Here is a 14,001-nt window from a genome sequence, read left to right as displayed (position 1 = left end):
ATCATGAAACATATAACATTCAAAAGTTTGTGTCTGCTCTTTGCCGCAAGTGCTTTAACAGCTTGTAGCTTCGAAGAAGTAAACACAAATCAACAAGAAATAACCGATAAGGAATTGCTTACCGACGGTCTGTATGCCGGCGCTCCGCTTACGGCTTTGCAGAAGCAGGTAACTCCTGTAGGTACCATTAACGATAAAACTGAGATTATAAACAACTACCAAAGAGCCTATCACTTGTCGGCTGACGTATATAGTGGCTATTTTGGAGAGAATAATAACTGGGTTGGTGGTAGGAATAATACTACATATTCTTTGGTTGAAGATTGGATTTCCACTTCTTTCCGCGAATCGTATTCGAAGGTGATTCCGTTGTGGAAAGAATTGAAGAGAAAATCGAAAGACAGCAATAGACCTGAACTCTTTGCATTGGCACAGATATTAAAAATATCGGCTTGGCACAAGGCTACTGACATGTTTGGTCCTATTCCTTACAAAGAAGCCGGTGAAGATAAGCTTGTAGTTCCTTTTGACAGCCAAAAGGATGTATATCAATACTTCTTTGACGACCTTAACGAAGCAATTGCTATCATGGCCAAGCAGGCCGACCAAGGTATTAAGGTGATGCAAGAGTATGATGCTGTTTACGGTGGTGACGCTGTTAAATGGACTCGTTATGCTAACTCGCTCATGCTCCGTTTGGCTATGCGTATTAGTAATATAGACGAAGCTAAGGCTAAGAAATATGCCGAAATGGCTATTAAGAATCCTTATTCGGTAATGCAAAATATGGATGATGAAGCCAAGATGGAAAAAGGTGCAGGCCTTGTTTTTGTGAACAATATTGAAACATTTGCCAACCAATATGGTGAAGCACGCATGGGTTCTGCCATGTATGCTTATATGGGTGGATACGAAGATCCACGTCTGCCTGCCTACTTCCAACAATCTTCTTGGTCAAAGGCGCAGCCTCTAGGTACTTATGGTAAATATGCAGCATTGCCTCCCGGTACAATAAGCAAGAATAATGATACATATAAGTCGTTCTCTGTGCCTAATATAGCAAAGAATTCTCCTACCTATTGGATGCGTGCTTCTGAAGTTTACTTCCTGCGTGCAGAGGGTGCTTTAAGGCATTGGGATATGGGAGACACAGATGAAAATCTTTACTACAAGGGTATTCTTATGTCGTTTAAAGAGAATGGAGTAGATGAAGGAAAGATAAACGATTACATCTATTCGGATAAACAACCTATTGGTTTTGAACTCGAAATGTTAGATCCATACATTGATGCGCACTATAAACAACCTACCACAGCTACCGTTGAATACGGTGGTAATCAGAATAGAAAGATGGAGAAGATTATGATTCAGAAATGGATTGCACTTTATCCTAATGGTATGGAAGCATGGAGTGAGGTTCGCCGTACAGGCTATCCGAAGCTACATCGAGTATATAAGAATCGTAGTAATGGGCTTATAGACAGCCAAAAGGGCATACGTCGTCTTCAGTATCCTACTCAAGCATCTTCTTCAAAAGAAGACTTAGAGAACTTGGAAAAAGCTCGTCAAATGCTGAAAGGTCCAGATAATGGCGGAACTCCGCTATGGTGGGATTGCTTAAATAATTAATTAAACTACAACGTAAGAACAATGAAAAACTTTAAATATTATACACTGTTTCTAGCTTTCGTAGCAGGAATTGGTTTAAGTTCATGCGCTGATATGATCGAGGTGGAGAATAAACCGTTCGACCACATAGGTGGATACAATACCATGAACAACGAAAAGAGCGAAGAATACTACGCGAATCTGCGTGAATATAAAAAACAAGCCATGAACTACGGGCGCCCCGTAGCATTCGGATGGTTCTCAAGTTGGATGCCTGCCGGTGTGGGTCGCCATGGTTATTTGGCTTCTATGCCAGATAGTATGGATATTGTATCTATGTGGAGTGGTGCTCCCAACCGCTTTGAGATAACTCCACAGCAGAAAGCCGATAAAGAATTTGTGCAGAAGGTAAAAGGTACTAAGCTTTTAGAAGTTTGTTTGATAGGATATATTGGTAAAGGTAGAACCCCACAATCTGTATACGATGAGGTGGATAAGAAAGCTACAGCAGAAGGTTGGTTTGAGAACAAGCAACGTTTAACCGATGCATATGTTAAGGCTCGTTGGAAGTTCTGGGGCTATGAAGGCGTACCAGAAACGAAGAACCACTACGAATGTTTGGATAAGTATGCCAATGCTTTGGTAGACTCGCTCATTGCAAACGATTGGGATGGGTACGATATTGACTGGGAACCGGGTTCCGGAACATTTGACCTTGATGGTACATGTCAAACTGATGAGCATGTTATTTATCTTATCAAGAAGATGGGTGAACGAATTGGACCGAATAGCGACCCCGAAGGTAAGGGACATAAACTGCTTTGCTACGATGGTGATGAAATTGCTTTTAAGGGTGAACTTGATCCCTATATCGACTATTGGATAGCTCAAACCTATGGTCGTTTCCCATCTATTAATCACTTGCGTGTAGATTCTAAGAAGTTTATTCTTACCGAGAACTTTGAAAAGAACTTTGAGCATGGTGGGTTATTATTGCGTCATGCTGCGCTAATGCCGGACAAAGGATACAAGGGTGGATTCGGAGCTTATCGCTTCGACAATGATTACGACAACATGCCTAACTATAAGTGGATGCGTCGCGCTATTCAGATAAACCAAGAGGTATTCCAAAAAAGGAAGGCCGAAGAAGCTGGGACTGAAGGCAAGTAAATGTCTTAATAGTTTAATGATTAAAAACAATGAGAATTATGAATAAACATATTTTCGGATATATGGCGTTCGCATTGGGAGCATTGCTCTTTACAGCGTGCAACAACGAAAGCGAAGCCGACTTGCTCGAAACTAAAGTGTACTTTCCAGAGCAAGAACATCAAGTAACGCTCGACGGTCAGCCTACACTCAACATAGAGATTAGTGCTCGCTTATCGAAAGTTCATTCTGACGACGTAGAGGTTTCATATGAACTTGGAGATACATCGCTTATCAGTGATTTTAATGCTAAGGGAGCTACCAAACACATGGCACTTAATGCTGAAAATGTAAAATTGGAAGTTAGCAAGGCTAAGATAGTCAAGGGAGATTTGTCAGCAGACAAGGTCATGTTATCGCTTAGCAACCTCGACAAACTGAAAGAAGGCACATCGTACGTTATTCCTATCAAACTCAGTTCGAGTAATATGCCTGTTATAGAAGGTAACAATATAGAATACATTGTAATCTCTAATCCTATACGTATTACAAAAGTTGGAGAATTTAGAAGAAGTAATATAACCGTCATGTTCCCAGCCAGTGCATACTTGAAGTCGTTTACCTATGAGGCACTCGTTTATGCTACCGGTTGGTATGAGAACACCATTATGGGTTGCGAAGGATTCTCAATCTTCCGTGTCGGAGATATTGGTGGTGGTATTGCTGCCGGTGTAGCTCAGATAGCAGGAAAGATTAAGTATGAAGCTCCTGAGAAATTGCAGTCTAAGCAGTGGTATCATCTAGCTGTAACCTACGATGTAAGCAGCGGTAAGACCGTTATGTATAAGAATGGTGTAAAGTGGGCTGAACAACAAAGTGATTTCCAAGGCTTTAGTCCGAATGCTGATTATGGCTTCCAAATTGGTATGTTGGTAGGATTCCCATGGGGAGACCGTCCATTCTATGGCTATATGAGTGAGGTTCGTGTATGGAGTGTGGCTCGTAGTGAGAACGACATCAAACAACATATGCTAGGTGTTGATCCGAAGAGTGAGGGCTTAGAACTCTATTACAAACTTGATGGTACTGATAAGACTGAAGGCAATGAGATATACGATAAAGCCAAAGGTATCAGAGGTGAAATGAGAGCTAATTCAATAAACATTGCAACTTTGCCCGAACCAATCAATATTAAGTAGTATATCGGTTAACGTGGGTTCATCGAACTCACGTTAACTAGCAAAGTAAGTCATATCAGTATAAGGATATTAATATGGTGTACTGAACGATTTCATAATCTTAAGGGGGGAGTAATCAATAGTATGATTGCTCCCTTTTATCGTTTTTAAATGTTACATACTTTCGTATTTTAGAAAGGTGTTTTTATCTTCATTATACGTATTTTCGCTCCTTTTATAACGATGTTAGCATCTTTCCGAAGAGTATAACTGTGTACTATATTTTGTAAAAAATATGATTATTTATAGTGTGTAAACCATTGTGAGAATGCGGTTTTGTACGATATTGGTATTTTATTGTACGATATTGGTATATAATATATGTATTAGGTTATTATATTTGCAAAAAAGATTATGTCTAATACCTGTTTTTAGGCCTCTCAATTTGAATTGAAGTGGAACTGGGAACATATTTTAAATTTATCAATATATCTAATGAAAAGACGATTTTTTCAATGTAGCATCTTGATGCTATCAATGGGATTTCTACCCTTTTCTGCTGCAAATGCATCACCGAAACCTGTGAATAGCATCACACAAAACGATCAGTTAACTGAGATTCGAGGTACTGTGACAGACGAAATGGGAGCTATTGTAGGAGCTACGGTGAGAGTGGTAGGAGCCAAATCGGGAACTGTGACCGACGCTAATGGTAACTTCCGACTCAAAGCGAAACCGGGTTCGAAAATCGAAATCTCGTGTGTAGGGTATGAGACAAGGACCGTTGTCGTGAAAAACAATGTACCTTTAAAAATTAATCTAAGAGAAGACGCCGTGGCATTGGCCGATGTTCAGGTGATTGCCTACGGTACTACACGTAAGGTTACCGTTACCGGTGCACTCGCATCTGTCAATCAAGGCGAATTGTTGAAGACACCAGTAGCCAGTTTGTCGAACGCGTTGGCCGGTAAAATTTCCGGTTTGGCCAGTATCCAGAGTAGCGGTCAGCCCGGAGCCGACGGTGCCGCGCTGTTCATTCGTGGTGTAGGTTCGTTGAGTACATCACTCTCTCAACCGTTGATATTGGTTGATGGTGTGGAAAGAGCGTTCTCTCAAATCGACCCGAACGAAGTAGACGACATTACAGTATTGAAAGATGCGTCGGCTACAGCGGTGTTTGGTGTACGTGGTGCTAATGGTGTTATCCTCGTAACAACGAAGCGTGGTAGCAAAGAAAGCCCCAAAATGAACTTCTCTACGTCTCTGGCATGGCAGATTCCGGCTCGTTTGCCTGAATTTGTAAACAGCTACGAGTGGGCAAGTCAGTACAACCAAGCTCAGATACACGACGGTGTGGGCGAGGATATGCTAGCCTTCAAGCCCGACGATTTGGAGAAATTCCGCACGCATAGCAGTCCGCTTACCCATCCGGATGTAGATTGGGTAGATATGTTAGTGCGCAAAGCATCGCTCCAAACACAACATAACTTTAATATATCTGGTGGTACCGACCGCGTGAAATACTTCGCATCGTTGAGTGCTTTCACTCAGGATGGCCACTTTAAGGTATTCAAGAATCGTAACGATAAAGGTTTCAACTACAACCGTTACAACTATCGTGTGAACTTGGATGTAAATGTAACGAAGACAACGGCGTTGCAGGTGAATCTCGGTGGATATTTTGGTAACCGACAGGAGCCTTGCTATAACGACGGTACTACGAAGGATATTAACTCACTCTACCGCTATATCTATGCTTCGCCTCCTTTCAGTGGTGCAGGTATTGTAGACGGAAAGCGTATTCGTATCGGCTCTGGAATGTTGCCCATCGGTAACCTTCAGGATGCATTGAACACTTATTATGGTAAGGGTTATGCCACTACAGCTAATAATGTGTTGAACTTTGACTTCAAACTTTCGCAGAAGTTGGATTTCCTGACCAAAGGTTTGACTGTACATTTGAAAGGTGCATATAATAGTGGTGTAACTATCTATAAGCGCCGCGAAGGTCGCGAACCACTCTATGAGTCGATACTTGATGCCGACGGAAAGCCCGACTTGAAGTTGGTTACCAGCTATCAGAAACTTGATTTTAAAGAGTCCGACGGCTTATCGCGCAACTGGTACATTGAAGGAGCGTTGAACTACAAGCGCAACTTTGGTCCTCACCACGTGTCGGGTCTTGCCATGTACAACCAGACGATGAAGTATTATCCCGGTGGAAACTTCATAGGTATCCCTCGTGGTTACATCGGTTTCGTGGGAAGAGGTACATACGACTACATGACAAAGTACTTGGTAGACTTCAGTGTGGGCTATAACGGTTCCGAAAACTTTGCCAAAGGTCATCGATTCGGATTCTTCCCGGCCGGTTCGTTGGGTTGGATTGTATCTGAAGAGAATTTCTTCAAGCCGTTGAAACCGGTTGTAGGCTATCTCAAACTGAGAGCTTCTTACGGTAAGGTGGGTAACGATATTACGAGCGATAACTCTCGTTTCCTCTATCTGCCCGATACTTATAAGATCGTCGACGGACAGTATAGCTTTGGTGTGAACACCAGTACATCGGTCAAGGGTGCCTCTGAAGGTAAGATAGGTAACCGCGACGTAACTTGGGAAACGGCCGTAAAGCAAAACTTCGGTATCGACATGAAACTCTTCAAAGACCGATTGAGCTTGAATTTCGACTATTTCACCGAGCATCGTACCAATATCTTGATTTCTCGTGGAGTGATTCCCGGATACTTGGCAGTACAACTTCCTACAGTCAATCTGGGTAAGGTAGACAACCACGGCTACGAAGTGAGCGTGCGTTGGCAAGACCGTTTCAAGGATTTTAAGTATCATATAGGTGCTAATCTCTCGTATGCAAAGAACAAAATCGTGTTCAAAGATGAAATCAACTATGAATACGAGTGGATGAAACAGACTGGAAAGCCTGTCGGACAGAACTTCGGTTATGTGTTTGACGGTTACTTCACCGAGAAAGATGTGGCCGACTATGCTGCTAATAAGGGCAAGCCGGGTGCCATTGCCGACCAAGGTAGCGGTTATATCCCTCTTGTCGGCGACGTGATATTTAAGGACTTGAATGGTGATGGAGTCATCAACGAAAAGGATATTCGCGACATCGGCTATTCTATTTATCCTCGCTACACCCTCGGTGTGAACATGGGATTCTCTTGGCGTGGGCTTGATTTGAGCGTTACATTTGCCGGTGCATTCCAGACTTCGCGTATGTTGAGCTCTGTTTATCGCACTCCGTTCGGCGAAATGGACAACTATAGTTTAATGAGATATATGGTAGACGATGCCTGGACACCCGAAAAGGGAAACAGCGCAAAGGCTCCTGCCATCTCTATCCGTAACAAATCGCACAACTATCAGAACTCAAGTCTGTGGTTGCGTAATGCTTCTTACTTGAGATTGAAGAACGTCGAACTGGGTTATAGTTTTCCCAAGACCATTACGAGAGCGCTTCGTCTGAACTCGTTGCGTGTGGCTTTGTCGGGATACAACTTGCTTACATTCGACAATCTGAAAGTCAGTGATCCCGAAGCTAATCCCGATGGTAAGGCATATCCATTGATGAAGGTTATTAACTTTGGCTTAAGAGTTGGATTCTAAAAACGAAATAATCATGAAACTATTTAAACATACAGCAGCAATCGTTACGACTCTGCTACTCTCAGGGTTCGCCGCTTCGTGCGAAGACCTAGCTATTGGAAACGATTTTTTGCAGAAACCACCTAGCACAGACGTTACTATCGATACGATATTTGGCAAGGCTGAGTATGCTCGTCGTGTGCTTTGGCGTTGCTATGAGAACCTACCTTACGGTATGGAGACCAATGGTCGACGCACGCAGATGTGTTTGAGTACTATCGAAGGACTTACTGATTTGAATTTTGATAATATCGGTTGGTCGTCGTTGGGGAAGACTTATTATCCCGGTCTCTATAATGCATCGATAGAAGACAATACAAATGATAATGGCAGAGTGACCAAGATGCAGTTTACAAGGGCTGGTATTTGGACGGCTGTGCGCCACGCTTGGCTCTTCAAAGAGAATGTAGACCGCGTTCCCGATATGGATGCTGCGGAGAAATCTCGCATGAAATCAGAGGCAGATATGATGGTGGCAGTGCTTTATGCGCACATGCTGCGCCACTACGGAGCTATGCCTATCATCGACCATGCTCTCTCTTCTGAGGATGCGGAGTTCCCTAAGCGTGCTACTTTGCAAGAGACGGTCGACTTTATCGTGAAGCTTCTAGATTCTGTCATAGCCAATAAAGACTTCCCATGGAGTATTCCTGCCGATGAATTGGGCAACTGGGACGGTCGATTTACCAAGGCCGGAGCCATGGCTTTGAAGACTCGTGTGCTGCTATTTGTGGCTAGTCCACTCTTCAACAGTCCTACACCGTTTGCCGAGGGTGAGGCTTCTGAGAAGAAGATGACGTGGTTTGGTAATTACGATAAGAATCGTTGGAAACAAGCAGCTGATGCTTGTAAGACTTTCTTCGATGAATTGAAAAAGGGTGGAAATGGTTATTATAAGCTTGTAGAGAATGGCGATCCCGGCATTAAGTCGGTGCGTGACGCTTATACCAGTGCTTACTTTGATCGTGGCAACACTGAGACGCTCATTTCATCGCGTCGTAATATTCTTATGTTGAAGAACAATAAGACGTTCGATCAAGGACTTCGTTGGGGTGCATATTGCCCCACCAAAGAGTTCTTCGATATGTTTGAAATGAAGGATGGAACCAAGTTTAATTGGGATAATCCGAAACATAAGAAAGCTCCTTTCAAAAATCGTGATCCTCGTCTGTACGAAAATTTCATCCTTGATGGTGACGATTACAATGGACGTAAAGCTGATATGGTGGAGCCAAAGCCCAATGACCCGAAGAAAGAATATCCGAAGGGTAAGGACTGGAGTCAAGGAAGGATTCATAATCTAAGTATCATTACAGGATTGGTATGTCGTAAATGGGGTCTCGATCGCAACAACGCGGCTTACAACCGCCCCGTACAATGGCCTATCATACGCCTAGCTGAGGTTTATCTGAACTATGCTGAGGCTCTCAACGAATACAATGGTGGCCCCACACCGGAGGCTTACGAGGCTGTGAATAAGGTAAGAGCGCGTGTCGATATGCCTCCATTGAAATCGGGCATGACACAGGAAGAGTTCCGCGAAGCTCTCCTTCACGAGCGTGCTGTAGAGTTCGCTTACGAGGAAGTACGCTTCTTCGACCTCATCAGATGGAAAAAATACGATGTCTTCGAGACGCAGTTGCACGGCTTGCATGTGTATCGTCATAAGAAGACAAGGGCTTATGAGTGCGTTCCCTTCAAACTGACCAAGTACTCACGTAGTTGGTGGAAGACCGGATGGCAGCCTCGTATGTGCCTCAGTGCTTTCCCCTCAAGAGAAGTAAGCAAGGGATATGGACTTGTTCAGAATCCCGGTTGGTAATTCCATTCTAACAAAAACGAATAGTAATATGACATTCAAAACATATCTGGTAGGCTTGATAGCCCTGCCGTTATCCCTTCCCTTGCAGGCTCAGACACAGACCGATAGTCTGCAGCGTAGCAAGGATTCATATCCCATCGAGTACGGACGTAATCTCTCGTTCGACTTAAAGGAGTCGACCACAGCAACTGCCTTTACTACCAAAGAGATGCTCTCGCATCGTAAAGGCATCAATCCTCGTGACGGATTCTATGGTTTGATACCCGGTCTTCAATCGTTGCAAAGTCAAGGAACTGCATGGGAGACCTCTGCAGGATTGACCATTCGAGGTCGCAATACGCTCAATGCAAATGCACCATTGTTGTTGATTGACGGTTTCGAGCGTGACCCCGGACAGCTTTCTGTCGATGAGATTGAGTCGGTAACCATTCTCAAAGACGCTCCATCTACGGCTCTCTACGGTATGCGTGGAGCCAATGGAGTGGTCTTGGTAAAGACAAAACGCGGCTTTTTAGGGAAACCTGTGATTAACTTCTCGTACGAGTTTAACATGGCAAAGCCTTTCCGTACGCCGAAGTTGGTCGATAGTTACACCTATGCCAAGGCTCTGAACGAGGGTAGAGTAAGCGATGGTCTCACACCACGATACAATGATGACGAACTGGCTGCGTTCCAAAATGGTAGCGTTCCGGGCATGTATCCCAATATAGATTGGTGGGGCGAGTCGCTACGTGACTATAGTAATGGTCACAATGCCACCTTCTCTGTGACCGGTGGTGGTTCGTTTGTGAAGTATTTCACGCAGTTGAATTACCTTTATGACGATGGTATTCTGAAGCCGGTGAACGACAATGGCGGTTATTCTACGCAGTTTAAGTTCTCTAATCTTAACGTGCGTAGCAACTTGGATATTCACTTGAATCGTAATACCGACTTGCAATTGAATATCTTCGGAGCATTCTCTGAGCACAATCGACCCGGAGCCAGCATTGCCAATATTTTCAATGCGCTGTATAATGTGCCTGCCGGTGCGTTCCCTATTCGCAATGAGAACGGTATATGGGCAGGTACGAAAGACATCGGAACCAACCCCGTTGCCATGATTTCGGGTACCGGTTACGCTCGTTCACAGCAGCGAAACCTCTATGCCGACATGAATATTGTGCATCGATTGGATGCACTTTTGCCCGGTTTGTCGGTGGGAGTACGTGTAGGATTGGATAATATGGCTTCTTATTGGGACAGCAACACGCGCAATTATGGTTACGAACAGACCGATTATGATTGGACAAATAAGAGCTATTCGTATAAGAATCTACGCAACGAAACAGCTCTTAGTTTCAGCCGTTCGGTAGGTTCGTCGCGCAATCACTTCTATCTTGGAGCCTTTGCTAAGTTCGATCGTACTTGGGGCGACCATGCTTTAAAGAGCACATTGCAATATTCCATGGATAAACTTACGGCTAAGGGGCAGAATACTTCTTATGCTTTCATCGACGCCGTGGGGCAAGTACACTACTCATACAAGCAGCGCTACATTGCCGACTTGTCGTTGACGGGTTCTGCTTCGAGCATCCTTGCTCCCGGACATCGTTGGGGTATCTTCCCATCAGTGGGTGCGGCATGGCTCATTTCTGAAGAAAATTTCATGAAAGACACTGCCATCGACCTCTTGAAACTGCGTGCTAGCTATGGTATTTCAGGTGCTGCCGACTTCAATAACGACCTATATATAGATATGTATGGTAACGGTGGAGGCTTCTTCTTCGGCAAGACTCCGAAGAAAGATGGTGGTCTGAAGCTTACACAAGTGGGTATGACCGACCTTACTTATGAAAAATCTCACAAGTGGAATCTAGGTTTCGACCTTCGCGCTTTCCGTCATTTGGCTGTTACGTTCGACCTGTTCTACGATCATCGTACCGATATTCTCGTTGGAGCCAACGGTAAAGTATCGTCTATCTTCGGTAGTCCTATCTCGAAACAGAATGCTGGTGTAGTTGACAATAAGGGCATTGAGACTGACATTCATTGGACAGATGGCAGCCGAGACTTTAAGTATTCGTTTGGCGGAACATTCACCTTTACACGCAACAAGATTGTACAGCAGAACGAAGAGTATCGTCCTTACGACTATCTCTACCGTACCAACGGGCGCATGGGACAGTATTTCGGCTATGTAGTAGAGGGAATTTATCAGAATCAGGACGAGATTGACAACCGCGGTGTCAAGCAGACGCTGTCTGAAGTACGCCCCGGCGACTTGAAATACAAAGACCTTAATGGGGACAAGGTAATCGATGCTCACGACCAAATGGCCATAGGTTATAGCAATTTCCCTGAAATCTACTACTCTGTAGACTTGAATTTGGAATATAAGGGATTCGGTCTCTTCGCCATGTTCCAAGGTGTTGGCAACAGGAGTGTGTTGGCCAGCACGCCTAGCATCTATTGGCCGCTGTACAACAACCGCACTGTTTCGACCGAATATTACAATAATCGCTGGACAGCCGAGAATCCGATGGCCAAGTATCCACGCCTCACATCGACAGGTTCGAGCAACAATTACGTCACTAACTCGTTGTGGGTGCAGGATGGTTCGTTCTTCAAGCTGCGCACACTTGAACTCTATTACCAGTTCAATGCACGTCAATTGAAGTCTCTGCGCTGTGTTCACGGTGCCAAAGTCTATGTTCGTGGCTACGATTTATTCTGCCTCGACCATATCAAAGTGATGGATCCTGAGAATATGGGTACCGGTCATCCATCGATGAGTCGCTATGCTATCGGTTTCAACTTAACATTCTAATGACAATGAGGATTATGAAAAAAAGATATATCCCTACGCTGATGGCAGGCTTGCTCTTTGCCACAGCGTTCACAAGCTGCGACTTTCTTGATACAAGCGAGTCGACCTACTACGATAAAGATGAGATACTCTACGACCCGTCGCGCGTGTATCAGCTCTGTACACAAGTATATACCTACTTGCCAAATGGCCTGACAGGCCTTTCAGGAGCCCTACAAGATGCGGCAACCGACGATGCTATACATGTTTATCCCACTGCTAATGTGCAGCGTTTCGTTAATGGTTCGTGGTCGGCAAACCGTACTGTCGACGATGTTTTCTCTGATTATTATCAGGCAATACACGATGCCAACTTCTATTTGGAGAACTGTTTGGGACTGACATACGACGATTGGAAGAACTCTGATGGTTTCCAAGACACCTATAATAGTTATCTGAATTATGAGCATGAGGTAAGATTGCTGCGTGCTTTCTACTATTTTGAATTGGCCAAGCGTTACGGTAATGTGCCACTTGTCACCAAGACATTAAGTGCCGAAGAAGCTTCTGCCGTGAAACCTACCAATGCTGAGAGCATATTGAAGTTCGTTATCGACGAATGTACGGCTGTTGCTGAGAAGTTACCTGCTAAGGTTACCACGCTTCCCGGAGCCGCTGCCAACATGCAACGTGTAAGTAAAGGTACGGCATTGGCACTCAAATCGCGTGCAACGTTGTATTTGGCCAGTCCGCTCTTCAATCCTAATAAAGATGTGAAGCGGTGGGAAGATGCTGCCAAAGCGGCTTATGATGTCATTGACAAGTCGTCCGAATTCGGCTACAAACTTGATAGTAAATATAACAATCTATTTGGTCCGACCAACAACCAAAGCAGCGAAGTCATCATGTGTGTACCCGGTGGTGAGACCACATCGTTCGAGTCGAACAACTTCCCTATTGGTGTGAACAAGGGTAATGGTAACACTTGCCCCACCGAGAATCTTGTTGATGCCTACGAGATGGCCAATGGCGATGTCTTCGATTGGAATAATCCTGCGCACGCAGCCAATCCTTACAAGAGTCGCGACCCTCGTATGAAGATGACGATTGTATGTAATGGTGATAAATGGCCAGCTAAAGAAGCTGTCGAAACTTTTATAGGTGGAAAGAACGGACAGCCCCTCCTCAATGCCACTACCACGGGTTACTATCTGCGTAAGTACGTAAATAACAAGGTAACATTTGAAGCCGGACAGACAACCAAAAACTTCCACCACAACTGGGTAGTAATGCGTTACGCCGAGATATTGCTCAATTATGCTGAAGCAGCAGCCGAAGCCTATGGGCCAGACGCAACTCCGGCCGGCTTTACGCTATCGGCTTGCGAGGCTGTCAATATGGTTCGCCAGCGTCCGGAAGTCAAGATGCCTAAGTTCCCCAAGGGTATGACGAAGGAAGCTTTCATCAAACGACTTCGCAATGAGCGCCGAGTAGAGTTCGCATTCGAGGGACAACGTTTCTGGGACTTGCGTCGTTGGAAGGCTCTCGACGAGATGAAGAACATCTATAAGGTAGAGATTAAGAAGGGTAGCGACGGCAAACTCAGTTACGAGCGTCTGCCTTTGACTACCTATGACATCCAAGATAAGTTGTATTTCTATCCTTTTGCCAATGCCGAGCTTTATAAGAATAGAAACTTGAAGCAAAATCCCGGCTGGGAATAACTTTACTATTGATAGTCAAAAATATCGTGTGTCGACTTCTATCGGCACACGATTTCTTTTTATATA

General features: G+C 44.4%; 7 protein-coding genes. All 7 read left to right on the top strand.

The window, feature by feature from the left end; genetic code table 11:
- The first annotated feature begins 3 nt into the window (after nucleotides 1–3).
- Entirely contained in the window at nucleotides 4–1,629 is a 1,626-nt protein-coding gene (locus HMPREF0671_RS01180) for a RagB/SusD family nutrient uptake outer membrane protein (protein WP_036896209.1), read from the top strand.
- A gap of 21 nt (nucleotides 1,630–1,650) precedes the next feature.
- Nucleotides 1,651–2,778, top strand: coding sequence for a glycoside hydrolase family 18 (locus HMPREF0671_RS01175; RefSeq protein WP_036896208.1), 1,128 nt, complete (start codon nucleotides 1,651–1,653; stop codon nucleotides 2,776–2,778).
- A 38-nt stretch (nucleotides 2,779–2,816) separates the two neighbouring features.
- Nucleotides 2,817–3,956 carry a DUF1735 and LamG domain-containing protein gene (locus HMPREF0671_RS01170; protein WP_036896207.1) on the top strand — a complete coding sequence of 380 codons (1,140 nt, stop codon included), beginning with the start codon at nucleotides 2,817–2,819 and terminating at the stop codon, nucleotides 3,954–3,956.
- 474 nt (nucleotides 3,957–4,430) lie between these two features.
- A complete protein-coding gene (locus HMPREF0671_RS01165; protein ID WP_036896206.1) occupies nucleotides 4,431–7,562 on the top strand; it encodes a TonB-dependent receptor in 3,132 nt (1,043 codons plus the stop codon).
- Nucleotides 7,563–7,575: 13 nt separating this feature from the next.
- A complete protein-coding gene (locus tag HMPREF0671_RS01160) occupies nucleotides 7,576–9,423 on the top strand; it encodes a RagB/SusD family nutrient uptake outer membrane protein (protein ID WP_036896205.1) in 1,848 nt (615 codons plus the stop codon).
- A 28-nt stretch (nucleotides 9,424–9,451) separates the two neighbouring features.
- Nucleotides 9,452–12,232 carry a SusC/RagA family TonB-linked outer membrane protein gene (locus HMPREF0671_RS01155; RefSeq protein WP_036896269.1) on the top strand — a complete coding sequence of 927 codons (2,781 nt, stop codon included), beginning with the start codon at nucleotides 9,452–9,454 and terminating at the stop codon, nucleotides 12,230–12,232.
- Between the two features lie 14 nt (nucleotides 12,233–12,246).
- Nucleotides 12,247–13,935, top strand: a complete 1,689-nt coding sequence (locus HMPREF0671_RS01150; protein ID WP_036896268.1) for a RagB/SusD family nutrient uptake outer membrane protein — start codon at nucleotides 12,247–12,249, stop codon at nucleotides 13,933–13,935.
- The last annotated feature ends 66 nt before the right edge of the window (nucleotides 13,936–14,001 follow it).

This window comes from Prevotella sp. S7 MS 2, from assembly GCF_000762865.1.
GTDB lineage: Bacteria > Bacteroidota > Bacteroidia > Bacteroidales > Bacteroidaceae > Prevotella.
The sequence above is the reverse complement of the archived record's forward strand: the minus strand, read 5'-3'. Positions and strand labels throughout refer to the sequence as shown.

What these genes read in the sequence shown, in the direction of transcription:
- HMPREF0671_RS01150 (WP_036896268.1), top strand. Translation starts at nt 12,247, where the DNA reads ATGAAAAAAAGATATATCCCTACGCTGATGGCAGGCTTGCTCTTTGCC.
- HMPREF0671_RS01165 (WP_036896206.1), top strand. Translation starts at nt 4,431, where the DNA reads ATGAAAAGACGATTTTTTCAATGTAGCATCTTGATGCTATCAATGGGA.
- HMPREF0671_RS01170 (WP_036896207.1), top strand. Translation starts at nt 2,817, where the DNA reads ATGAATAAACATATTTTCGGATATATGGCGTTCGCATTGGGAGCATTG.
- HMPREF0671_RS01175 (WP_036896208.1), top strand. Translation starts at nt 1,651, where the DNA reads ATGAAAAACTTTAAATATTATACACTGTTTCTAGCTTTCGTAGCAGGA.
- HMPREF0671_RS01180 (WP_036896209.1), top strand. Translation starts at nt 4, where the DNA reads ATGAAACATATAACATTCAAAAGTTTGTGTCTGCTCTTTGCCGCAAGT.
- HMPREF0671_RS01160 (WP_036896205.1), top strand. Translation starts at nt 7,576, where the DNA reads ATGAAACTATTTAAACATACAGCAGCAATCGTTACGACTCTGCTACTC.
- HMPREF0671_RS01155 (WP_036896269.1), top strand. Translation starts at nt 9,452, where the DNA reads ATGACATTCAAAACATATCTGGTAGGCTTGATAGCCCTGCCGTTATCC.